Source organism: Alicyclobacillus hesperidum subsp. aegles, assembly GCF_027923525.1.
GTDB lineage: Bacteria > Bacillota > Bacilli > Alicyclobacillales > Alicyclobacillaceae > Alicyclobacillus > Alicyclobacillus aegles.
The window spans coordinates 59,560-81,493 of sequence record NZ_BSBJ01000007.1 but is presented as its reverse complement, the minus strand read 5'-3'; the positions used below and the strand labels follow the sequence as shown (position 1 = coordinate 81,493).

The following is a 21,934-nucleotide window of genomic DNA, read 5'->3' as shown; positions in this document are numbered from 1 at the left end:
GGGAACTGAAGTTGGACTTACAGGCCTTACTATTTACAGCGATCGCGGCATTTGCGATCGGGCTTTTGCTCGGGCCCATCGCAATTCCTATTTTGCACCGTTTGAAATTTGGCCAATCGATCCGCGAAGAGGGCCCGCAACACCATCAGGTGAAAGCGGGGACGCCGACAATGGGTGGGGTCATCATTCTTATCGCGGTCGTGTTGACGACGCTTAGGTTTGCGTTTGACAATCTCGACACGGCGATGTTGTTGGTGGCGACGGTCGGGTTTGGTCTCATTGGCTTTGCCGACGATTTGATTAAAATCCTCAAAAAGCGCAATCTGGGATTGACGGCAAAGCAAAAAATCGTGTTGCAAAGTCTGTTGACCATTTTGCTCTTTTTGATGCTGTACCTGCAGCAAGGGCGCAGCGAAGGCTTTGCCATTCACATCCCATTTTCGAACTGGGCATTATCGATTGGCGTATTGTATATTGTTTTTCTCCTGTTGGTGCTGGTGGGTACGACCAACGCGGTGAATTTGACTGACGGATTGGATGGACTGCTCTCCGGTTCGGCCATCATGGTCTTTGCGGCGTACGCCATCTACGCGTATTGGCACACGAATTACGACGTCGCGCTGTTCTGTGCAGCGATGGTTGGTGCTTTGGCTGCGTTCTTGGCGTTCAACCGCCACCCGGCAAAAGTGTTCATGGGGGACACAGGCTCGCTTGCGATCGGCGGAGGGCTGGCGATGGTTGCTGTGCTCACGCACAGTGAGCTTGCGCTGATCCTGTTCGGGCTGGTGTTTGTGATCGAGGCTTTGTCGGTGATGATTCAGGTGTTTTCGTACCGGACTTTTGGCCGACGTGTGTTTCGCATGAGCCCCCTACACCATCATTTTGAACTTGGCGGCTGGTCGGAGTGGGAAGTCGTGCTTCTGTTCTGGTTTGCCTCGTTCATTTGTGCGTTTGGCACGCTCGCACTCTTGTCCTACTAAAACGAAACGGAAGGTGACCGGAAGTGGACAGGTATGGCGAACCTCTTTCTCTGTGGTTGCGCGAACCGGGACATGTGCTCGTCGTCGGATATGGCAAAAGTGGGGCCGCGGCTGCTCGTTTGTTGGCAGGGCGCGGCTTTCGCGTGACCGTGACGGATCGCGGTGACAAGCCAGAAGCGGATGAAGGCATCAAGGCCCTAGCAGGGCATGGTGTACAGTTTGTCTTTGGCGGGCATCCGCCAGAATTGCTTCATACGCCATGGCAGTTTGTCGTGAAAAGCCCTGGCATTCCGTATACAGTTCCGTTCATTGAGCAACTCGCCGCAAACAAGGTGCCTATTTTCAGCGAGATCGAAGTGGCGTCGTGGTTCACAGAACGGCCTATTTATGCCATCACCGGATCGAACGGCAAGACGACGACGACGACGCTCGTCGGCGAGATGCTGCGCGCGGCAGGACGGCTCCCTTTTGTCGGGGGCAACATTGGGACGCCGTTCGCCGAAGCGGTGCTAGAGGAGCCGACGGATGAACCGGTTGTGCTTGAGGTATCCAGCTTTCAATTGATGGGCACCTGGCGCTTTCGGCCGCGAGGAGCGGCCTTGCTCAACTTCTACCCGGCGCACCTCGATTACCATGGCACATTCGAAGCGTATCAGGAAGCGAAATGGAAGATGTTTTCCAAAATGGAGCAGGGCGACACTGCTGTCCTCAATGCGGATCAGGATCTCGTCGCCGGCGGTGCCTCGCGCTTACGTGCGGACGTGCACTATTTCAGCGTCGATCACGCGCGTTTTGCCTTCGGCGTCGGCGTCCAGGATGACCATATCGTGATCGCAGAGCGCGGCGATGTCCGCAGATTGTTGCCCATCGCGCAGGTGGCATTGCCGGGCCGCCACAACTTGCAAAATGTCGTCGCTGCGGCCGCGTTGGCACAGGCAGCCGGGGCGTCTGACGAGGCCATTCGGCAGGTTGCAGCAACTTTTCAAGGCGTCGAACATCGCCTCGAGTTTGTGCGGGAACTTCATGGCGTGCGCTATTACAACGATTCGAAGGCGACCAATCCAGACGCGGCGCGCCAAGCCCTGCGTTCGTTTGCGCATGGCATTGTATGGATTGCGGGTGGACTGGACCGTGGACTGTCGTTTGACTCGTTGTTGCCGGAGTTGCGCGGGCGCGTCAAGGCTGCCGTGTGCCTTGGCCAGACGCGCGAGGCGTTGCGGGATACGTGTCAGCGAGCCGGGGTCGAGCAGATTGAACTTGCGTCCTCGCTCGACGAGGCTGTACAACGCGCTTATCGCCTGGCCGAGCCGGGGGACACCGTATTGCTGTCGCCCGCATGCGCGAGTTGGGACATGTTTAGCTCGTTTGAAGTTCGGGGAAGCATGTTCAAAGAGGCTGTGCATAGACTGTAGCAGCGTGTCCAATGGGCGGCTTGTGATCGCCGCCCACGCGGGCCGCTCACACAGCCTGTGCCAGCGCCAGCTCGCTCACGAGCGGTTTGTCAGGCACCGGTGCGTCTGAGGAGGGGCCAATTTGTTTCAGACTCGCGCCACTTCTACGCCGCGTCAGGCGGGCGATCTCGCAATTGTCGGCGTCATTCTGGTCCTCTTATCGTTTGGGATCACGATGGTGCACAGTGCCTCGTCCGTCGTGTCTGCGACGCGCTTCGGCGACCCGTTCTATTTTTCCAAGCGCCAATTGATCTGGGCGATCATCGGCGTCCTCTGCATGTTTTGGTTCTCCCGCATCGATTACCACGTGTGGCGCAAACACGCGCCTAAGCTCGCCGTCGCCAGCTTCGCCATGCTTGTCTTGGTGCTCATTGTGGGCGTCAACCGCGGCGGCTCGAAGGCGTGGCTTGGCATCGGATCGCTTGGCATTCAACCATCCGAATTTGCCAAACTCGGGCTGGTCGTATTTCTCGCCCATCTGCTCGCCGAATCGGCGGATCGCATGCACTCGTTCTGGCGTGGCTTTGTGCCGCCCATGGGACTTGCCTTGGTTGCAGTGGGCCTCATCATGCTGGAACCAGACCTCGGGCAGAGCGTCGTGATCATGGGGACGACCGTCATCATGCTCTTTGCAGCCGGCACCCGAATGTCGCATTTGGGCGCGCTTTTCGGCGTCGGCATGCTCGGTTTTGGCGGTCTCGTCGCGGTCGCGCCCTATCGAATGGATCGCATTGCTGCCTTCATTGATCCATGGAAATACCCGCTGGGCAAAGGTTATCAGATTATCCAGTCGTTATACGCGCTTGGGTCCGGCGGTATTTTGGGTCTTGGCCTTGGCAATAGCCGTCAGAAGTTCCTCTACTTGCCCGAGCCACAGACAGACTTTATCTTCTCCATTATCGGCGAGGAGTTAGGGCTCCTGGGTGGCATCTGCGTCTTGCTGCTGTTTGCCGTCCTGGTGTGGCGCGGTATACGCACGGCCATCTATGCCCCAGACGAGTTTGGGACTTTACTTGGCGTCGGCATTACTGGCATGATTGCGGTGCAGGTTTTGATCAACATCGGCGTCGTCACGGGATCGATCCCGGCGACAGGCATCACTTTGCCGTTTATTAGTTACGGCGGATCGTCCTTGACGCTCTTGCTCAGCGGCGTCGGGATTCTCTTGAATATCTCGAAGCAGGCTGGAGTGGTTCGATGAAAGTCGTATTGACGGGCGGCGGCACTGGGGGACACATTTACCCGGCGCTGTCGCTTTGGCGCTATATGCAAAGGCGGATCGATCCGCTTGATTGTCTCTACATCGGCACGCGCAACGGACTGGAACAATCGATTGTACGGCCGCTCGATTTGCCCTTTGTCACAGTCGACGCCGCTGGGCTACGCAGACAGGTATCGCTGCAAGCGGTGCGCACGTTGCTCGTCACAGCACGCGGCTATTTTCAGGCGCGGCGCCTCTTATGGCGCTTTCGTCCAGACGTTGTCGTCGGCACCGGCGGCTTCGTCACGTTGCCGGTGGTCTTCGCCGCCAAGTCGCTTGGAATTCCGAGCGTGATTTGGGAGGGCAATGCCCGCCCAGGGCTGACAAACCAACTGTGTGCGCGCAAAAGTGAGGCCGTGGCTGTGTGTTTTCCCGAAAGCGAGAGGTATTTCCGGGGCGCCCGGCGCGTTGTCGTCACAGGGAATCCGCGCGCTAGCGAGGTCGTCTCGGTCGACTCTGCGGCCAAGCGACAAGCCTTGGATACCTATCGCATTTTGCGCGGACAAAAGGTTGTCCTCATTTTTACCGGCAGCCGGGGCTCGGAGTCAGTCAACCGGATGATCGCCCAAATGTTGCCGCGGTTTGCGCAACATCCGGATTGGCGCTGCCTGTTTGTCACTGGCGAAGCGCATTACGATGAGACTCGGCGCGAGTTAGGGGAGTTGCCGCGAAATGTCTCCATCCATCCGTTTATTTCTGACATGCCAAGCTTATTGCCGCACGTCGACTTGATCATTAGCCGCGCCGGAAGCAGTACACTTGCTGAGATTTGCGCTTTAGGTATCGCGTCCATCCTGATCCCAAGTCCGTATGTGACAGCGAACCACCAGGAGGAGAACGCGCGCAATCTCGTGCATGCTGGGGCCGCTGCGATGATACGCGAACAGGACTTGACGGTGGATCTGCTGTGGGATGGTGTGGTCGAGTTGCTGAAGCCGGACAAGCTCGCAGCGATGAAGGAACGCGCGAAGTCATTCGGACAACCAGAGGCTGTCGAAAGGCTGTACGATTTGGTCATGTCGGCTGTCCGCAGCTAAACGATGTCGTGGCGGCACGGTTCGCCGGCTGCCGCATATGATGCCATGCGGAACCTGGGCGTAGGCTGGCGTCATCAAATTTGCACTTGGAGGTTCACGCATGGGCTCTGAAGCAGTCCTCTCTGTTTTTACGTCGCACGGCGTTGCCAACATCGTGTGTGACGAACCGATGCAACGGCACACCACTTGGCGCATTGGTGGCCCGGCCGACTATTTTGTCGTCCCTGCCTCGCTTGACGAATTGCGCGGGACGGTGCTCGCCGCACGGCATCTCGGCTTGCCGATCACGGTGATTGGCCGTGGTTCAAATGCGCTCGTCCTTGATGGCGGTATTCGCGGTGTCGTCGTCAAGCTCCATGACGCATTCGCAAAGGTGGAAATCGAGGGCACCGCGATCATCGCGATGGCAGGCAGGTCGTACGTATCCGCCGCCAATATTGCGTTGCGTCACGGCCTTGCTGGCCTTGAATTCGCGACTGGAATTCCTGGTTCCGTGGGCGGGGCTGTGATGATGAATGCAGGCGCGTATGGCAAGGAGACGTGCGAAGTGCTGGAATGGGCGGACGTGATGAATGCCGACGGCGAGATCGAACGATTGCAAAACGCCGATCTGAAGTTCGGATACCGCTACAGCATCTTAAAGGACCGATTTGGCATCGTGACGCAAGCGAAATTTGCATTGTCACCTGGCGATCGCGACGCGTTGGTGAAGCAGGTCAAACAGTGGTCGCAGAAGCGCGTCGAGTCCCAACCGCTTTCTTGGCCGAACTGCGGATCGGTGTTTCGCAACCCAGAAGGCACGCATGCGGGTCGGCTCATCGAAGCCGCAGGTCTTAAAGGATTTCAGCATGGCGGCGCAAAGATCAGCGATAAACACGCCAACTTCATCGTGAACGTCGAGGAGGCGACAGCGGCGGATGTGCTATGGCTGATTCGCCACGCCCAACAGGTGGTCCGCGACCAGTATGGGATCGAATTGGAAACTGAGGTGCGTGTGCTGGGGGAGCCAATCTCAGGGAGGTGACGGGTGTGGATATGCTGAGAATCTATGGCGGCGTTCCGCTCTCTGGCGAGACGTCGGTCTACGGCGCGAAAAACGCCGCGCTGCCGATTTTGGCGGCGACCGTGATGGTCAATGGAACGACGGTCGTCGAAAACGTACCCGATTTGGAAGATGTGCATGTTATGGTCGAAATCCTGAGGGCGTTGGGCGCAAAGGTGCGTGTGGATGGCGACGTGATTGAGGTTGACGCGTCGACTATCCACAGTACCGATGTCCCCATGCATCTGATGCAAAAGATGCGGTCCCCTATCTTGCCTAATATGCTTTGAGCCGTAATTCACAAGCCATGATATAATTATTGGAATGGAGAGATTACAGATGAATGAAGGCTAGGAGCGATTTCGAGATGTACGACGTATGTGTCATTGGTGCTGGGCCATGTGGTCTGGCCGTCTCCGTAGAACTACAGAAACGCCAGATCGATCATGTCGTTCTGGAGAAATCTTGCATTGCCTCGACGATTTATCGTTTCCCCACACAGATGATCTTCAACTCCACCCCTGAGCGGCTTGAAATCGCCGATATCCCTTTTTATACGCAGGGCGGAAAACCAACGCGCCAAGAGGCGTTGAACTATTATCGCACAGTAGTCGCTCGCCTGAAGTTGCCAATCAGGCAATACGAAACGGTGGAGCAGGTTGCCTGGGACGATGGGCAGATGGCGTTTTCCATTCAGTCCCGTACGTTGGCAGGACAAATGATCCAGACGTTCGCGCGCCAAGTCGTGATCGCAACCGGATATTTTGATCACCCCAATGCGCTCGGCGTTCCAGGCGAAGAGTTGCCACATGTCCAGCACTACTACCGCGATGCGCACCCATATTATGGGCAACGGGTCGTGATTGTCGGCGGCACCAATTCCGCCGCCGAAGCGGCCATCGACTTGTATCGGGTCGGCGCCGAAGTCACACTCATCCACCGTGGTGCTGCTTTATCCGACAAAATTAAGCCGTGGGTGCGGCCGGAAATCCAGAGTTTAATCGATCACGAGCGAATTGCCTTCCACTTTCGGTCTCGTGTGAAGGCCATCTTGCCAGACAGGGTGCAGGTGGCGACGCCAGAAGGGGACATCGAAATCGCGGCGGACCACGTGCTTGCGCTCATCGGCTATCATCCCGATACGCCGTTTCTGTCGGAGCTGGGCGTCGAAATCGATGCGGAGTCTGGCATCCCAACACATCATCCGGAAACCTATGAGACGAACGTAGCCGGGATCTTTATCGCGGGCGTGGTGGTCTCCGGTTATGACGCCAATCGAATTTTCATCGAGAACGGGCGTTTGCACGCACCAGCGATTGCACAAGCCATTCGCGATCGCCTGGGGAGCCGGATCTAATTCTCGTCCGGCAAGGCGAACAACCTCTGCCGCATAGCGTCTGGTAGGGGGGATGTGGTGGTGAAAGTGCGCGCTTCGTTTGTCTACGTGGAGTCGAAGCAGGCGCTCGTTCCGTTTGCCGACGCTGAGGAATTGTGGCGAGAAAAGGCAAGGCAAGTCATCGAACCCCTTGTCCGGCGCAAGTTGACTTCTGAAGCGGGGGCGAGAGGCGATGACCGATAAGCGGTTGGCGCTTTATGTTCGCGTCTCGACCGAGGAGCAGGCACAGGAAGGCAACAGCGTGTTTGAACAAGAGGAGCAGTTGGTGCAATTTGCAAAGGGCAATGGCTACAGCGAATTTTCCGTTTACCGCGACGAAGGTTATTCCGCGAAAAACCTGGAGCGGCCCGCAATGAAAAGACTGCGCAGCGATATTCGCGCAGGGAAAATCGTCGGTGTCGTGACGACGCGAATCGATCGTTTGACGCGCCGGGTTGCCGATTTTGCGAAGTTGATCGAAGAGATGAACGAACACGGAGTGTTCTATCGTTCCACCCGCCAAAACTTCGAAATCGGCACGGCCATGGGCCGCCTCGTTGCGCAGATTTTGTCTGTCATCGCCGAGTTTGAACGCGAGATGATAGCCGAGCGCGTGTACGAAAATCTGTTGTCCATGGCAAGGCGAGGCACATTGGCGCAAAAGCCGCCTTATGGCTATGATCTCGTCGCAGGCCGCCTCACACCCAACCCACACGAAGCGCCTTGGGTGCGCGAGGCGGCAAGGCTTTTGCTCAGTGGGCAAGGAGCAAGGCAGGTCGCAAAATATCTGAACGATAGAGGCGTGCCTTCGAAAACCGGCCGCTTGTGGTCGGAAACGGCAATACGGACGCTTTTTCAAAATCCGGCTTTGATGGGGACCGCGGTGTGGAATCGACGCAAAGGCACCGGCAGGGCTCGCGTCGAGCGCAATGCTGAAGACTGGATTTGTATCGAGCAGGCACACGAAGCCCTGCTCACGAGTGAGGAGTTTGCGCAGATCAATCGTTTGTTTCAACGTCGCCAGTCACTGCCGCCGCGAACGCGGGGGGCGGCGCGGTTGCTCTCCGGGATCGCCAAATGTGGGTACTGCGGGGCCAACATGCACGCCGGGTGGCAGATTTATGAGCGCAAGGACGGCCGTCAGCGCCGGCGCATCTATCGCTGTGGCACATATGTGCAGACCGGTGGTTGTGTGGCCAATCGCGTCGATGCGGAAGAGTTTGAACGCTGCGTGACAAGTCAGGTGCTTGCCGCTGGGACCGCGAAGATCCATTTTTCCGATGTGCTTTTGCGTGCACAAACCGACCCGAAACGGCGTGAGGCAGACTTGCGCAGGCGGCAACGGCGCCTGCAGCAACGAATCGATCGGCTTATCGACGGCTATACGCGGGGCGTTCTTTGCGAAGAGGATTTTCGCCGTCATGTATCACCGTTGCGGGCGGAGATGAGCGAATGCGATGCGCAACTTGTGGCGCTTGCAACGGCCACACCCGATCCTGAGCTTGCGGCGCGCCAGCGCCTGGAGCGACTTTGCACGGATCTCGACGGTGATGAAGCCGCATTGCGGCTTGCCGTGCTCGAGCTCGTACAAGAGGTACGCGTTTTTCATCGCGATCGGAGCGCGGTGCCTGAGCTTGAAATCGTCTATCGCTTATGACGATGCGCCTTATTGCGCCTTATTAAGCACAACACACTGTATGGGTTCCTCCATCTTCCTGATGGGACCACTACTCGCCCGTTTTGGTGAAGTGACCGTGAGCAAGCCGGGGGGGTGTGTCATCGGTCAGCGGCCCATCGATTTTCATTTGCGCGGCATGCGTGCGCTCGGTGCGCGAATTGAGGAAGAGCACGGTGATATCCGCTGCACGGCAAAGAGGTTGCTCGGCACGCATATTGCATTAGACTTTCCTTCGGTCGGTGCGACCGAGAACTTGTTAATGGCTGCGGCCTTGGCAGATGGTACCACCGTGATCGAGAACGCCGCGCGAGAGCCGGAGGTCGTCGATCTGGCGAACTTCCTGCGCGAAGCTGGCGTTCGCATCGAAGGCGCAGGGCATGACCGCATCGTCGTGCACGGTTGCTCAGAACTTCGCGAGATCGGCTATCGCATCATTCCGGATCGCATTGTGACGGGAACGCTGATGTTGGCAGCGGCCGCGACGATGGGAAAGATTACGTTGACTGGTGCCGAACCTGGGCATTTGGGTGCTGTCATCCAAAAATTACGAGATGCGGGTGTTCGCGTCGACACGGAGCATGATATAATTACGCTTATCTGTGATGGCGCCCCTTCGGCCGTCGACTTTCGGACGGCGCCGTTCCCTGGTTTCCCCACTGATTTACAGGCGCCATTTATGGCGTTTCTAACCGTAGCTCAAGGTACCAGCGTGATTCAGGAAAGTGTGTTTGAGGCGCGCTTTAAGCACGTGGATGAACTCCTGCGCATGGGCGCCGACATCTCGGTGGATCTGAGGACAGCCATCGTGCGCGGTGTACCGAATCTCTCCGGGGCCAAGGTATGTGCCTCTGACCTGCGCGGTGGCGCCGCGCTGCTCGTGGCAGGTTTGGCGGCCAGCGGCGTAACCGAAGTCGACGGCGTGTATCATATCGATCGCGGCTATCAGGCGATTGAAGCGCATTTGTCCACCGTTGGTGCGCGCATCGAGCGCATCAAAGTGAATGACTAGTGCAATGGGTGCCGCGCAAGCGGCACCTGTCATGGGCAAGTTGAAGTAAAGGGCGTGAATGCATGCCACATCGGCCGGAGACGGCAGAACAGCGCGATCGACGCAAGGCTCGCAATCGAAAAATCGTCGTAGGATTTTTTGTCTTTATCGGCCTGATTGTGGCTTTAGAGTCGCCGCTCGCCCGCGTTCGGCAAATTGCCGTCAAGGGCAATACCACCATTACGCAAGCTGATGTTGTGGCCAACAGCGGCGTCGAGTTGGGGGAAAGTCTGTGGCAGGTCAATACCAAGCAGGCAGCCGCGCGAATCGAACGGCGGCTACCGATGGTACAGTCTGCTGCCGTCACAGTCGACTGGCTACATGGCTCTGTGTCTCTCGCATTGCGCGAGCGGCAGGTGGTGGCTGTATATGCAGACGCTGGCTCGTTCTATGAACTGCTGAACAATGGATACGTGTTTGCGGCGGAACCATCGTCCGCCGGCTTGCCATATCCGCTCGTATCGGGACCTGATGAACACGTGCAAGTCCATGCGATGATGAACGGGGATGTCTCGACGGTCTGCAGGCAGTTGGCAAAAGTGCCGGCAGGCGAACTCACGGAGGTCTCCGAGTTCCATATCAATGGAGATGGAACAATTTCTATGTATTTGGACAACGGGTTTGTGGTACTTGCGGATGCTGACAGTCTGGCTGGTGCGGTAAACGCAATGCAATCTGTCGTTCATTACTTTGTGCAAAAAGGGTACAAGCCTGGTACGGTGGATTTGACAGGTCAACCTCCGTACCGCTATACCCCGTTTGCTACCGTCACGAATGGCTCGCAGCCGACGAGTAGTGGTCAGCAGAACGCGGGGACAGGTGCGAATGGTGTTGTGGGAACGAACAAAGCGGCAAATGGCTTGACATCACAAACCGGAGGCGGTAAACCGTGAACGCGCAACAAAGGCTTACATGGTCGCTGACCACTGTATCGGTCGTGCTCGGGTTCATGATTGCCGTCAGCTATCGGCAGAATCATGTGGCTGCGGCCCTCGGTGTGCTCGATACTGGCAGTTCAGCCGTCAACCGTCAGTTGACGCAACGCCTGTCGGAGTTAAAGGCGTCAAATCAGGAGGCAGACCAGACACTCGCCAACCTGACCGCCGAGATTGCACAGTACGAACAAAAGTCGGCCGGATCGAGCCAATCTTTGCAAGACCTGCAGGCGCAGTTGAGTGGGGAACGCATCCTCGCAGGCAGTACGCCTGTCCATGGGCCTGGTGTCGTGCTGACCCTGAACGACGGCGATTCAGGGGGAACCGATATCGAGCAAATCTTGGCGCACGATTGGAACATCCGCAACCTCGTCAATGAACTGTTCACCGCGGGAGCGGAGGCTGTGGCCATCAACGACTATCGAGTCGTTGCAACGTCGGCCATCCAGTGTCAAGGGCCGGTCGTATCGGTCAATGGCCACCGGCTCGGTGCACCGTTTACCGTCTCGGCCATTGGTGACCCAGCGACGCTCACATCTGCTCTTGAAATTCAAGGAGGCATTCTTGACGCATTACGTCAACAAGGGCTGCAGGTGTCAACGCCACAAGTCGAGAATGATATCGACATGCCGGCCTACACAAACTCGTTGCAGCCGGTGAATTGAGGTGAGGCGATGAAACGGCGCAGTCTCGTTTGGGGAGCGACAGCCACAGCCATGGCTCTCGGCTTCATGCTTACCGTACAGCTGACCTCGCAAAATTCGTTTGGGCAACAATCTACCAGCTATATTGACTTGCGCACGCAGGTGCAGGAGCAAGCCCAGGAACACTTGTTGTTGGAACAGCAGGTATCCAAGTTGAATGCCCAGCTCGCCGAGTATCGCGCAGCGAGTGGCAGTACCAGCGAGTTGCGTGAGGTGCTACAGAAGGATGAAAGATCACTGGAGCAGCAGGCGGGCATTCTTCCTACCTCGGGACCTGGCATCACCATCACGATTCAGCCTGACGCCAAGCTTGGTGCCAATCCGGCGCAAATGGCACTATTTCCGCAGCAGGCTGACCAGTGGCTGGACGAGGTTGTCAACGTGTTGCTTGGCAATGGCGCCACCGCGATATCCATCAACGATCAACGCCTCGTTGCGACGTCAGCGATTCGCCTTGTGGAAGTGGATGGGATTGGGGGCGTACACGTGAATGGCCATCCCATCACCACGCCGTACGTCATTCGTGCGGTAGGCAACATTCAAGATATGCAGGCGGCATTGACAGTAGAAGTGCTACAAGGATATTTTGAGGCGATGGGAGAAGATTTTATCGTGCGCTCGTACCCGCAAAAAGACGGAGTCACCGTACCGGGGTACAGCGGCCCGCTGCCAGGACAGTATGCCAAGGAGGGGAATGGCTGATGATTTGGCTGCCTGTGCTTGGACTAGCCGTCGGTGTCGCACTCGGACTAGTGACCAACGTGGCAATCCCAGTTGCGTTTACGAGCTATTTGTCGATTGCGATCCTCGCGGCTTTAGATACGGTTTTTGGCGGTATTCGGGCGAGCTTTGAAAAGACATTTGATAGTGCTGTGTTTTTGACGGGCTTTTTCACGAACGCGCTGATTGCAGCTTTGCTGGCTTATATCGGTAACCAACTTGGTGTTGACCTTTATTTGGCGGCTGTGGTTGCGTTTGGTGTGCGGCTGTTCCAAAATATTGCGGCCATCCGCCGGCATGTCTTTTTACTGATGCGCCAGCGCAAGTTGGAGCGCGACATTGCATCGCGCAATGTCCAGTCGTGAATATTTTTCGCAAGTCATAGAGGATTGTCGAAAAGCGTGTGGAAATAGAAAGAGAATCGCAGTCTTGGGCGGTCTAGGGAGGTGCCACTCGGTTGGCCAAAGAAGATTACATCGTCAGTCTTGACATCGGCACTTCGAAGATACGAGCTATCATCGGAGAGCCGACCGGAAACAGCATCAACGTCATTGGAGTTGGCTCCGCCTCTGGTGAGGGACTGCGCCACGGTTCCATTGTCGATATAGATATGACTGTTGAATCGATCCGAGAAGCAGTTGACCATGCGGAGCGCATGGTTGGCATTCACATCTCGTCTGCTTATGTTGGGATTTCAGGGAATCACATTCAACTTCACAGCAGTCATGGTGTGGTCGCGGTGTCGTCGGCGGATCGAGAAATTACAGATGAAGATATCGAACGCGTTTTGCAGCAAGCTCGCGTCGTGGCGCTGCCTCCAGAACGCGAAGTCATCGACGTCGTCGCAAAGGAGTTCATTGTCGACGGCCTGCGTGGAATTATGGATCCGCGCGGTATGCTCGGTGTTCGCCTCGAGGTGGAGGCTTATTTGATCACAGGTAGCCGCACGGCGATTCACAACGTCGTACGCTGTGTGGAGCGGGCCGGACTGGAGGTCGCGAACTTGGTGCTCGCGCCGATGGCGGCGAGTCACATTGCCTTAACCCAGGACGAACGTCGCCTGGGCGTGGCACTCGTCGATGTCGGCGCCGGAGCGACGTCCGTGACGGTGTTTAGCAACGGTGTTTTGATGGGGACGAGCATCATCCCGATGGGTGGTGACTACGTCACCCACGACATTGCGATTGGTCTGCGGACAAGCACCACTGCGGCAGAGCAAGTCAAATTACGGCATGCTTGTGCGATGGTTTCCCAAGCTTCGGAGCACGAGACGTTCCGCGTGCCTCGGATGGGTAGTAACAAGGAAACCGAGTATACTCAGTATGACTTGGCAACGATTGTTGAACCTCGCATGCAGGAGATATTTGCGCTCGTGCAAAAAGAGATTGAAAAGATGGGCTATGCGGATGATTTGCCAGCCGGTTATGTGTTCCACGGAGGTGTGATGTCGACACCTGCGGCTGCCGATTTGGCTAGTGAGGAGTTGCAGTCTCCGGTTCGTATCGCCATTCCCGAATTTCTCGGTGTGCGCGACCCGTCGTTCGTCAATGGCGTTGGAACGATTGCTTACGCTGCGCGTACAGGGCTGCGCCCGTCGGCGGCGGAGGTTAACGCGGCGAGCCGTCAGGTTCGGCCGGCGAACAACGTCAGTGTATTTGCGCGAATTAAGGATTGGCTGCGCGATTTCGTGTAATACAGGCGAGTTGGCGTACGTGTGTGCGCTGGCACCAAACCGTCGCAGGGGAAAAGCGGAGCCATAGAGATTAGGAGGAGCCATCATGTTGGAATTTGATTTTGAATCGGATTCCCTTGCCAATATCAAGGTGATAGGCGTCGGCGGCGGCGGGTGTAACGCGGTCAACCGAATGATTGAATCAGGTGTTAAGGGTGTTGAGTTTATCGTCGTCAATACGGACGCACAGGCTTTAAAGCTGGCGAAGGCAGAGACGCGTCTGCAAATTGGCGAAAAACTAACGCGCGGCTTGGGTGCTGGAGCGAATCCGGAAATCGGAAAGAAGGCTGCCGAGGAGAGCCGCGAAATGTTGGCCAACGCTTTGCGAGGCGCGGATATGGTCTTCGTGACCGCGGGCATGGGCGGTGGTACGGGAACTGGTGCAGCACCTGTCATCGCTGAAATTTCGAAGGAACTTGGCGCATTGACGGTGGGTGTCGTCACGAAGCCGTTTCGGTTCGAGCAGCGCCGTCGCATGATTCAGGCGGAACAGGGTGTAGCTGAACTCAAGGAGAAGGTGGACACCCTCATCGTTATCCCCAACGACCGATTGCTCGAAATTGTGGATCGCAACACGCCAGTTCTCGAGGCCTTCCGCGAAGCGGACAATGTGCTCAGGCAAGGTGTTTCGGGCATTTCAGAGTTGATTGCAACGCCGGCTTTGATCAACGTCGACTTCGCGGACGTGAAGGCCATTATGACTGAGCGAGGGTCGGCGCTCATGGGTATCGGGATCGCGTCAGGCGAAAACCGGGCGGCGGAAGCCGCGAAAAAGGCGATTTCCTCGCCGTTGCTCGAAACGTCCATCGACGGCGCACGCGGGGTGTTGATGCACGTCGCGGGCGGCACGAACTTAAGTTTGTGGGAAGTCAACGAAGCAGCCGATATTGTGTCAACGACTGCGGATGCGGAAGTTAACATGATTTTCGGTGCTGCTATCGACCCTGAATTGCAGGACGAAATTGTCGTAACGGTGATTGCGACGGGATTTGAAGGCAATCAGCAACACACGCAGCGCCCGAGTCACATGCATCATGACTTACACGAACCAGCGGTGCGGGGAACGGTTCAACGCCATTCTGTAGTGCAAGACGCACCGCCCAATGTCCCGAATACGGGAAATACTTGGGATGTCCCTGCGTTCATGCGCCGGCAGAACGGAAGCAAGTTCGGCCGAGATCGTTAAGAATTGTTCCATATTCTCTTTTTTGTAGTTGGGGCCGTGCGGCATAGCTTAAAGTCTTGCCGCACGGCCCTTTCCTATTTGTGTACAATGGTCGCCCGTTGACAGGTTTGCATCCACTCCTCAACATTCCTCGTGATGCTTCTACAAAAAGTCTATGAGATCGCAGGCAAGTTCCGACAGGCTTCGTAATAGAGATAAACTATACTGTCATCCATAAGGATGGCGGGTGATTCAAGGCCGTCCAGCACCTTTTGGGACACGCCGTGGCCCATCGCGAGGTGATGGTGTGCAGGCGGTGCCGGTCGTCTATATCGACGTTGTTTGGCTCGTCAACCTAGTGATGGATTTTATCCTGCTTTGGACCACAGGCTGGTTGATGAAACGGCGTGCTCGGTTGCGGCGTCTCGCCCTTGGCGCGCTTGTCGGCGCATGCTATTCGCTCTTGTTGTTCTTTCCCGCATTGTCCCCACTAACCACCTGGCCGGGAAAGGCACTTGTGTCGGTCGTCATGGTATGGATTGCCCTTCCATACAAGCACTTGATCGATCTCGCCCGTTTGCTTGGGGCGTATTACATTGTTGCGTTTGTGTTTGCTGGTGCGTCCATCGCGCTTGGCTTCACCGTTCCAGGCGTGTCGTTGGACAAATCGCTACTCACCCAACATGGCTTGATCTTCCGAACGTCTGGTGAGACGTTTGCCATGATGGTCGGGGTGCCGCTCTGTTTGTTTGTAGTCCGTCGCTTGTTGTTACATCTGCGTAAGCAATCGCGGTTACAAAATTTTTCGGCGTTGGTTGAAGCCGAATTTGATGGTGTATCATTGCGTTTCACTGGCCTGTTCGACTCTGGCAATCAATTGACCGATCCGGTATCAAAGCGTCCTGTATCGTTTGTCGATATGGACGTGCTTCTGCCCGTGTTGCCAAGCGAGCTGGGCGAAGCGGTCAAGTCGGGTGGAGATCTGTTTGCGGCTTTGGCTACCGTTGCCGCTTGTCATCACATCGCGTTGGTCCCCTACCAAGGCGCCTCTGGACGAGGATTGACCATCGCCTTGCGGCCACAGGTTGTTTACATTGAGCGAGGCGGTACGAGGACAATGGTCACCGAAGCGTGCCTGTTTGCAGCATTTCCTGGCAAGCTCAGTGCTGACGGATCCTTTCAGGCGATTTTGCACATGGACTTGATGAATGGAGTTGATGAGGTTGAAAGGATTGCGATCGCTCAAAGACATGAATCGTCTGCTGCGTCTTCGGCTGCGGTTGCTGTATCTGCGCATTCGGATTCGCATCCACGGTCCTCTTGACGAAGTTTACTACGTCGGGGGCAGCGAGGCGTTACCACCGCCGCTGACGCGCGAAGAAGAACAGTATTTGCTCGAACGGCTGCCATCTGGCGATGAATCAGTTCGCTCCATGCTTATCGAGCGCAACCTGCGACTTGTTGTGTACATCGCGCGTAAGTTTGAAAACACAGGCATTCATATCGAGGATTTGGTATCCATCGGGACAATCGGGTTAATCAAGGCCGTGAACACCTTTGATCCCAGTAAAAAAATTAAACTCGCGACATACGCATCCCGTTGTATCGAAAACGAAATCCTTATGTACTTGCGCCGCAACAACAAACTTCGCTCAGAAGTATCGTTCGATGAGCCTTTGAACGTCGATTGGGACGGCAACGAACTTTTGCTATCGGACGTACTTGGAACCGAATCCGATACCATTTATCGCAACCTGGAAGACGAGGTCGATCGCGAACTTCTCTATGACGCACTCGACAAGTTGTCGGAACGGGAGCGTAAAATCATGCAGCTTCGGTTTGGTTTAGGTACCGGGCAGGAGATGACACAAAAAGATGTGGCAGATCTGCTCGGCATTTCACAGTCCTACATATCTCGTTTGGAAAAGCGAATTTTAAAGCGCCTACAGCGCGAATTCAACAAGATGTTGTGACGCGTTTGAAGCTGTCATGGGACGTCCCTCTGAATGGTGCATAACTTAGCAAGCCGCGGAGATACTGAAGACGAATTCTGGGAAATACTACATACTCCGTGTCAGACGAGCAGGCACCTTTGGGGGGACTTCTTTGAAACGCAACAAGGTTGAGATCTGCGGCGTCAACACCTCGCAACTTCCCGTTTTGACCAATGCTCAGATGCGCGAATTGTTCACCTCACTACAGGCGGGCGATCTGTCCGCACGTGAGAAGCTGGTGAACGGCAATCTGCGTTTGGTTCTCTCCGTCATCCAGCGGTTTAACAATCGCGGAGAATATGTGGACGACCTATTCCAGGTCGGTTGCATCGGACTCATGAAAGCAATCGATAATTTTGACTTAAGCCAAAACGTGCGTTTCTCCACTTACGCTGTACCGATGATTGTCGGTGAAATTCGTCGTTATCTGCGGGACAACAACCCGATTCGCGTCAGTCGGTCACTGCGCGATATCGCCTATAAAGCTCTGCAAATACGGGATATGTTGACCACAAAGCACCTGCGCGAGCCGACTATAGTCGAGATCGCCAAGGAAATGGACCTCCCAAAGGAGGAGGTCGTCTTTGCCTTGGATGCCATTCAGGACCCGGTTTCGATGTTTGAGCCCATTTATCACGATGGGGGCGATCCGATTTACGTCATGGATCAAATTCATGATGAACGAGAAAAGGATAGCTCTTGGGTCGAAGGTATTGCCTTGCGCGAAGCGATGCACAAATTGACGGATCGAGAAAAGAAAATTCTCTCCATGCGTTTTTACGAAGGTAAGACGCAAATGGAGGTGGCCGACGAGATCGGCATCTCGCAGGCACAGGTCTCACGGCTTGAAAAAGCAGCAATCAATCGCATGCACAAGCACATCCAGTCGTAAACGGGACACATTCGGTCATATGATGAACATGTGACCGAATGGAGGCGGCTCTACGGTGATGCGAATTTCCGAATTGCAAGCGAAGGATGTCGTCAATGTCGAAGACGGAAAGCGGCTCGGAACCATTGGGGACATGGAGATTGATCTCGATAGTGGATTGATTCGCTCCATCGTGATACCAGGTCAAGGCCGCTTTTTCGGCATGGTTGGCGGCACGCAAGATTATGTGATACCGTGGAATCAGATTGTCAAAATTGGCACGGACGTCATTCTCGTCGATTTGCGTCCACCTCATGAAACTGGTTATTATCTCCCTCCTCAATCTGGAAAGCGTGGCACAGGAGGCTACTGATGGATAGTCAGTCAGCCTCTGCGTCATGTATGATGAGGGTGGGGGGATGCACGTGCTGACGAACATCGTTGGGAGTCATGGCGGCATTGGCGTACGCCCGGGCTGGGCTGAGGCCGGTGTATGCGCCATGTTTTTGTTTCGCCACGATGATGCTTGGCCGGCTGTTGAACGGGATGTGTCGTATGTGGGGCGCATTGACCCCAACGACGCGGCGGCCAATCGGTCGTGGTATTTGGAGCGCTTGCAGTTGCCTGGCAACTGCGCTTCGTTTATACGCCAGGTTCATGGTACGGACGTGATCGATGTCACGAGATCTTTGGCCACACGCGTAGCAGACCATGCGGCTGTGCGTCCTGAGGGAGACGCACAGGTGACTAGAGATGTCGGTGTTGTACTTGGAATTTTGGTTGCCGATTGCGCTCCCGTGTTGTTTTACGATCCCGTACAACGCGTGGTGGCAGCCGCACATTCCGGGTGGCGTGGCACGGTAAAAGGCATTTCGAGAGCAGTTGTAGCACGCATGGTCAACGAATATGGCAGCCACGTAGGCGATATTCGGGCGGCAATCGGGCCTTGTATACGGCGTTGTTGTTATGAAGTTGACGAAACGGTAGCGCGCGAAGTGCGTGGTACACACATGGAACGCGCGCTTCTTACTCGGTTTGGTCATGAGGGGAAATATTGGTTTAGTCTACCCGATGCAATTCGCATCGACTTGATTCACGCAGGGTTGCGACCAGAACATGTCGACGATTGTGGACTATGTACTGCATGCCGGACCCATCATCTGTTTTCGCACAGGCGCGAGCAAGGTCGGGCTGGCCGGCAGATGGCCATCATTGCATTGACGGATCCGCAATGTTGATTCAGTAGGGGGCACATATGGATTTTGCATACGTACAGGAGAATGTGGCGGCGATTCGTCTGCACGTAGAAGCGGCCTGTGCGAAAGCCGGCCGCGATCCGGCGGACGTGCGCGTGATCGCCGTGACAAAGACAGCACCGCCTGATATTTTACCGGCACTTCCTGCGAATGGGATCACGGACGCGGCGGAAAATCGGTGGCAGGCAGCACGCGAGAAGTTGATGCATCCAGCCGCAACACAGCTGACTTGGCATTTCATCGGTACGCTGCAAACCAACAAAGTCAAGTATGTTGCGCCGCGCTTTGACTGGGTGCATTCCGTGGACAGGCTGGAACTTGCGCTCGCCCTTGCAGAGGCAGCACAGCGTCTAGCCAGAACACTTAACGTGCTCATTCAGGTCAACGTTGCACAGGAATCACAGAAGCATGGCTTTCCACCCGAAGCGTGTCTGGAGGCCGCAACGGCGATGATCGGGATGCCCAATCTCGTGCTGCGTGGTTTGATGACGATGGCACCACAGGTTGACGATCCGGAACAAGTACGTCCCGTCTTTCGCACGTTGCGCGAACTGCGCGATGACTTGCAAAGCCGTCTGTCTCTGGCGACCTTTGACCAACTCTCAATGGGGATGTCTCAGGACTTTCCAGTCGCGATTGAAGAAGGTGCAACAATGATCCGCGTTGGCCGCCGTTTGGTCAATCCGTAAAGGTGGGAGGCATTGGCTTGGACGTTTTGGCCCGGTTGGTCGAATGGATGTTTTCAATATATTGGTTTGTGCTATTGGCTGGTGCCGTCGTTGAAATGGTTCCCGACGTTCGCCAGTATCGTGTTGCACGTTGGTTCATTGAGTTGTCAGCTCCGTATCTACGGATATTTCGGCGCAATATTCGGCCGCTTTCCATAGGGCGTATGTCGTTGGATATCTCGTGGATGATTGGGGCGGTGGTGTACCTCGTGATCGAAGCGGGCGTAGACACCACCCTGGCTCAATTGCTTGGGAAATACTGACGAGAGGCGGAACGACAGAAGCCATGAGCAGTGGAGCGTGGTTGCGAGAAGAGGAGCGGCCATTTCTGAAACAAGTCGAAGACTGGGCCGCACATGTCCATGCACGGGGAACGTGGTACTTGACGGACTTTTTAACGCCTCGTGAGCGATGGATTGCCGAGAGTGCGGCGCGCCACGCTGGCCTGGTCACTTCTGACTTCGGTGGCTATACCGACGCGGAGCGCGTTCGGATGTTGCTCATGCCTGAGGACTGGCACCCGGAGGCGAGCGACTATGATATTAAGTGTTTAGCGATCACGGCGCTGGAGCAGCCGATCCGGCATCGCGATGTGCTTGGGTCTATCTTGGGGCTCGGCATACAACGTAAAACGGTCGGGGATATCGCGGTATTTGATCAGAAGCGTGCGTATGTCTTTGCAACGTCTGCCATGGGTTCGTTTTTGGCGAGGGAGTTGCATCGTGTTGGTCGCGGAGTCGTGGAGGTGGTACTCCTTGAAGATCCACCGCAGCTGCCGCCACCGGCCTATGAAGAGCAGGACATCTTTGTCATGTCACCCCGTATCGATGCGATTGTGGCGCAGGCGTGCCATCTTTCGCGTGCCAATGCACAAGAGCATGTAGCCCGTGGCTATGTGTCACTCAACTTCGTCGAAGCTGTCGCACGGGATGAGGTCAGGCCGGGAGACATCCTGTCGGTGCGCGGCTTTGGACGGATTCGCGTGGTTGAAGCGGTCGGTACATCGCGATCGGGCAGAATTCGCATGCGTATCGGCATCCTGCGATCAGATACATGATTTTCCGGGTGTATTAGGGAAGGAAATCGAAGATTGCTGTCGAATAGACAAGAACAAAGTGTCTTGATACGAATTTTCGAAGCTTAGAGTATGCTGGCTGTCGAACTAAGGAGGATATGCAATGCCCCTGTCCCCGATTGACATTCATAATAAAGAATTTCGTCGTTCGTTGCGTGGTTATAACGAAGACGAGGTCGATGATTTTCTCGAACGCATCATTCAGGATTATGAGGGTCTGATTCGACAGAACAAGCAACTCGAAGAAGAAATTGCGCGTGTAAACGAGCGATTGGCCCACTATAACAGTTTGGAAGAGAGCTTGAGCAAGTCCATCTTGGTGGCACAGGAAACCGCCGAAGAGTTGAAGAACAATGCGAAAAAAGAGGCCCAGCTGATCATTCGTGAGGCGGAAAAAAACGCGGACCGGATCGTCAGTGAAGCCTTGAATAAGGCGCGCAAAGTTGCGCTTGAGGTCGAAGAAATGCAGAAACAGGCAGCGGTGTTCCGCGCCCGCTTCCGCTCTTTGATTCAGTCTCAACTCGAGATGATGGATTCTGGGGATTGGGAGTCGTTTGAAAAAGACCTGGCCCGCCGTGAAGTCGCGGCCGCCGAGTCCGGATTTTAACGTGCAACGCACGCTTTTGGCCGTTCCTGAACGACAGGATCGGCCTTTCATTTATTGATCCATTCGCTTGGCCAGCCACCTTAGAAGGAGGCCGGCTGCGACAAGACAGACATTGAAGATCACATAAATCGCGTATGGCAGGTCGATGTTCAGCCAAATGCGCGCGAGAACGCAGCCTGCCAGAAGTGTTATACCAATCCAGACAACGATCCACCCCACAGCTAACATCCACGTTCCGCGCATCGTAAACCGCTCCAGTCATAAACAAGCTTGCC

26 protein-coding genes are annotated in these 21,934 nt (G+C 55.7%); 25 read left to right on the top strand and 1 reads right to left on the bottom strand.

Annotated features, from left to right (window positions below; genetic code table 11):
- Positions 1-11 precede the first annotated feature (11 nt).
- The 25 genes from mraY (at position 12) to QMF38_RS05745 (ending at position 21,659) form a co-directional block, all read left to right on the top strand.
- Positions 12-980 carry a phospho-N-acetylmuramoyl-pentapeptide-transferase gene (gene mraY / locus QMF38_RS05865; protein WP_006446844.1) on the top strand — a complete coding sequence of 323 codons (969 nt, stop codon included), beginning with the start codon at positions 12-14 and terminating at the stop codon, positions 978-980.
- Positions 981-1,003: 23 nt separating this feature from the next.
- Positions 1,004-2,392, top strand: a complete 1,389-nt coding sequence (gene murD, locus QMF38_RS05860; protein WP_281758921.1) for a UDP-N-acetylmuramoyl-L-alanine--D-glutamate ligase — start codon at positions 1,004-1,006, stop codon at positions 2,390-2,392.
- 121 nt (positions 2,393-2,513) lie between these two features.
- A complete protein-coding gene (gene spoVE, locus QMF38_RS05855) occupies positions 2,514-3,632 on the top strand; it encodes a stage V sporulation protein E (RefSeq protein ID WP_006446846.1) in 1,119 nt (372 codons plus the stop codon).
- Complete coding sequence (gene murG, locus QMF38_RS05850; RefSeq protein WP_281758920.1) at positions 3,629-4,729, top strand: undecaprenyldiphospho-muramoylpentapeptide beta-N-acetylglucosaminyltransferase; 1,101 nt, start codon at positions 3,629-3,631, stop codon at positions 4,727-4,729. The genes spoVE and murG overlap by 4 nt, the downstream gene beginning before the upstream one ends.
- A 100-nt stretch (positions 4,730-4,829) precedes the next feature.
- Entirely contained in the window at positions 4,830-5,753 is a 924-nt protein-coding gene (murB, locus tag QMF38_RS05845; protein ID WP_058094029.1) for a UDP-N-acetylmuramate dehydrogenase, read from the top strand.
- An 11-nt stretch (positions 5,754-5,764) separates the two neighbouring features.
- Positions 5,765-6,061 carry a UDP-N-acetylglucosamine 1-carboxyvinyltransferase gene (locus QMF38_RS05840; protein WP_232302176.1) on the top strand — a complete coding sequence of 99 codons (297 nt, stop codon included), beginning with the start codon at positions 5,765-5,767 and terminating at the stop codon, positions 6,059-6,061.
- Between the two features lie 77 nt (positions 6,062-6,138).
- The gene (locus tag QMF38_RS05835; protein WP_281758919.1) at positions 6,139-7,128 is read left to right on the top strand and encodes a YpdA family putative bacillithiol disulfide reductase; all 990 of its coding nucleotides are present in this window, start codon (positions 6,139-6,141) and stop codon (positions 7,126-7,128) included.
- A 57-nt stretch (positions 7,129-7,185) separates the two neighbouring features.
- Complete coding sequence (locus tag QMF38_RS05830; protein ID WP_157057178.1) at positions 7,186-7,350, top strand: hypothetical protein; 165 nt, start codon at positions 7,186-7,188, stop codon at positions 7,348-7,350.
- Entirely contained in the window at positions 7,340-8,803 is a 1,464-nt protein-coding gene (locus QMF38_RS05825) for a recombinase family protein (protein ID WP_281758918.1), read from the top strand. The genes QMF38_RS05830 and QMF38_RS05825 overlap by 11 nt, the downstream gene beginning before the upstream one ends.
- A complete protein-coding gene (murA, locus tag QMF38_RS05820; RefSeq protein ID WP_281758931.1) occupies positions 8,697-9,833 on the top strand; it encodes a UDP-N-acetylglucosamine 1-carboxyvinyltransferase in 1,137 nt (378 codons plus the stop codon). Before QMF38_RS05825 ends, murA begins: the two co-directional genes overlap by 107 nt.
- A gap of 62 nt (positions 9,834-9,895) precedes the next feature.
- Positions 9,896-10,765 (top strand): cell division protein FtsQ/DivIB, encoded by an 870-nt coding sequence (locus tag QMF38_RS05815; RefSeq protein WP_281758917.1) that lies wholly within the window; start codon positions 9,896-9,898, stop codon positions 10,763-10,765.
- The gene (locus tag QMF38_RS05810; protein WP_058094024.1) at positions 10,762-11,472 is read left to right on the top strand and encodes a DUF881 domain-containing protein; all 711 of its coding nucleotides are present in this window, start codon (positions 10,762-10,764) and stop codon (positions 11,470-11,472) included. Before QMF38_RS05815 ends, QMF38_RS05810 begins: the two co-directional genes overlap by 4 nt.
- Positions 11,473-11,481: 9 nt before the next feature.
- The gene (locus QMF38_RS05805) at positions 11,482-12,213 is read left to right on the top strand and encodes a DUF881 domain-containing protein (protein WP_281758916.1); all 732 of its coding nucleotides are present in this window, start codon (positions 11,482-11,484) and stop codon (positions 12,211-12,213) included.
- Complete coding sequence (locus QMF38_RS05800; RefSeq protein WP_083495988.1) at positions 12,213-12,596, top strand: small basic family protein; 384 nt, start codon at positions 12,213-12,215, stop codon at positions 12,594-12,596. The genes QMF38_RS05805 and QMF38_RS05800 overlap by 1 nt, the downstream gene beginning before the upstream one ends.
- A gap of 92 nt (positions 12,597-12,688) precedes the next feature.
- Complete coding sequence (ftsA, locus tag QMF38_RS05795; protein WP_006446858.1) at positions 12,689-13,924, top strand: cell division protein FtsA; 1,236 nt, start codon at positions 12,689-12,691, stop codon at positions 13,922-13,924.
- A gap of 85 nt (positions 13,925-14,009) precedes the next feature.
- Complete coding sequence (ftsZ, locus tag QMF38_RS05790) at positions 14,010-15,149, top strand: cell division protein FtsZ (RefSeq protein WP_281758915.1); 1,140 nt, start codon at positions 14,010-14,012, stop codon at positions 15,147-15,149.
- A gap of 286 nt (positions 15,150-15,435) precedes the next feature.
- Positions 15,436-16,452, top strand: coding sequence for a sigma-E processing peptidase SpoIIGA (locus tag QMF38_RS05785; RefSeq protein ID WP_281758914.1), 1,017 nt, complete (start codon positions 15,436-15,438; stop codon positions 16,450-16,452).
- Positions 16,379-17,101, top strand: coding sequence for an RNA polymerase sporulation sigma factor SigE (sigE, locus tag QMF38_RS05780; RefSeq protein ID WP_040289386.1), 723 nt, complete (start codon positions 16,379-16,381; stop codon positions 17,099-17,101). The genes QMF38_RS05785 and sigE overlap by 74 nt, the downstream gene beginning before the upstream one ends.
- Before the next feature lie 133 nt (positions 17,102-17,234).
- Positions 17,235-18,014, top strand: a complete 780-nt coding sequence (sigG, locus tag QMF38_RS05775) for an RNA polymerase sporulation sigma factor SigG (protein WP_006446864.1) — start codon at positions 17,235-17,237, stop codon at positions 18,012-18,014.
- A gap of 55 nt (positions 18,015-18,069) precedes the next feature.
- Positions 18,070-18,366, top strand: coding sequence for a YlmC/YmxH family sporulation protein (locus tag QMF38_RS05770; RefSeq protein ID WP_058094022.1), 297 nt, complete (start codon positions 18,070-18,072; stop codon positions 18,364-18,366).
- A 46-nt stretch (positions 18,367-18,412) separates the two neighbouring features.
- On the top strand, positions 18,413-19,231 hold the full coding sequence (gene pgeF / locus QMF38_RS05765; RefSeq protein ID WP_281758913.1) for a peptidoglycan editing factor PgeF: 819 nt from the start codon (positions 18,413-18,415) through the stop codon (positions 19,229-19,231).
- A 17-nt stretch (positions 19,232-19,248) separates the two neighbouring features.
- Complete coding sequence (locus QMF38_RS05760; protein WP_281758912.1) at positions 19,249-19,938, top strand: YggS family pyridoxal phosphate-dependent enzyme; 690 nt, start codon at positions 19,249-19,251, stop codon at positions 19,936-19,938.
- Between the two features lie 17 nt (positions 19,939-19,955).
- Positions 19,956-20,240, top strand: a complete 285-nt coding sequence (locus QMF38_RS05755; protein ID WP_281758911.1) for a YggT family protein — start codon at positions 19,956-19,958, stop codon at positions 20,238-20,240.
- Between the two features lie 23 nt (positions 20,241-20,263).
- A complete protein-coding gene (locus tag QMF38_RS05750) occupies positions 20,264-21,034 on the top strand; it encodes a YlmH family RNA-binding protein (RefSeq protein ID WP_281758910.1) in 771 nt (256 codons plus the stop codon).
- Positions 21,035-21,155: 121 nt separating this feature from the next.
- Positions 21,156-21,659, top strand: coding sequence for a DivIVA domain-containing protein (locus tag QMF38_RS05745; RefSeq protein ID WP_040289390.1), 504 nt, complete (start codon positions 21,156-21,158; stop codon positions 21,657-21,659).
- Between the two features lie 51 nt (positions 21,660-21,710).
- Here QMF38_RS05745 and QMF38_RS05740 read toward each other — a convergent pair whose 3' ends face one another.
- Entirely contained in the window at positions 21,711-21,902 is a 192-nt protein-coding gene (locus tag QMF38_RS05740) for a hypothetical protein (RefSeq protein ID WP_058094018.1), read from the bottom strand.
- Positions 21,903-21,934: the final 32 nt, after the last annotated feature.

What these genes read in the sequence shown, in the direction of transcription:
- QMF38_RS05840 (WP_232302176.1), top strand. Translation starts at nt 5,765, where the DNA reads ATGCTGAGAATCTATGGCGGCGTTCCGCTCTCTGGCGAGACGTCGGTC.
- QMF38_RS05835 (WP_281758919.1), top strand. Translation starts at nt 6,139, where the DNA reads ATGTACGACGTATGTGTCATTGGTGCTGGGCCATGTGGTCTGGCCGTC.
- sigE (WP_040289386.1), top strand. Translation starts at nt 16,379, where the DNA reads ATGAATCGTCTGCTGCGTCTTCGGCTGCGGTTGCTGTATCTGCGCATT.
- murG (WP_281758920.1), top strand. Translation starts at nt 3,629, where the DNA reads ATGAAAGTCGTATTGACGGGCGGCGGCACTGGGGGACACATTTACCCG.
- pgeF (WP_281758913.1), top strand. Translation starts at nt 18,413, where the DNA reads ATGCACGTGCTGACGAACATCGTTGGGAGTCATGGCGGCATTGGCGTA.
- QMF38_RS05800 (WP_083495988.1), top strand. Translation starts at nt 12,213, where the DNA reads ATGATTTGGCTGCCTGTGCTTGGACTAGCCGTCGGTGTCGCACTCGGA.
- murA (WP_281758931.1), top strand. Translation starts at nt 8,697, where the DNA reads ATGAAGCCGCATTGCGGCTTGCCGTGCTCGAGCTCGTACAAGAGGTAC.
- QMF38_RS05815 (WP_281758917.1), top strand. Translation starts at nt 9,896, where the DNA reads ATGCCACATCGGCCGGAGACGGCAGAACAGCGCGATCGACGCAAGGCT.
- ftsZ (WP_281758915.1), top strand. Translation starts at nt 14,010, where the DNA reads ATGTTGGAATTTGATTTTGAATCGGATTCCCTTGCCAATATCAAGGTG.
- QMF38_RS05745 (WP_040289390.1), top strand. Translation starts at nt 21,156, where the DNA reads ATGCCCCTGTCCCCGATTGACATTCATAATAAAGAATTTCGTCGTTCG.
- QMF38_RS05825 (WP_281758918.1), top strand. Translation starts at nt 7,340, where the DNA reads ATGACCGATAAGCGGTTGGCGCTTTATGTTCGCGTCTCGACCGAGGAG.
- QMF38_RS05750 (WP_281758910.1), top strand. Translation starts at nt 20,264, where the DNA reads ATGAGCAGTGGAGCGTGGTTGCGAGAAGAGGAGCGGCCATTTCTGAAA.
- QMF38_RS05805 (WP_281758916.1), top strand. Translation starts at nt 11,482, where the DNA reads ATGAAACGGCGCAGTCTCGTTTGGGGAGCGACAGCCACAGCCATGGCT.
- QMF38_RS05760 (WP_281758912.1), top strand. Translation starts at nt 19,249, where the DNA reads ATGGATTTTGCATACGTACAGGAGAATGTGGCGGCGATTCGTCTGCAC.
- QMF38_RS05740 (WP_058094018.1), bottom strand. Translation starts at nt 21,902, where the DNA reads ATGCGCGGAACGTGGATGTTAGCTGTGGGGTGGATCGTTGTCTGGATT.
- murB (WP_058094029.1), top strand. Translation starts at nt 4,830, where the DNA reads ATGGGCTCTGAAGCAGTCCTCTCTGTTTTTACGTCGCACGGCGTTGCC.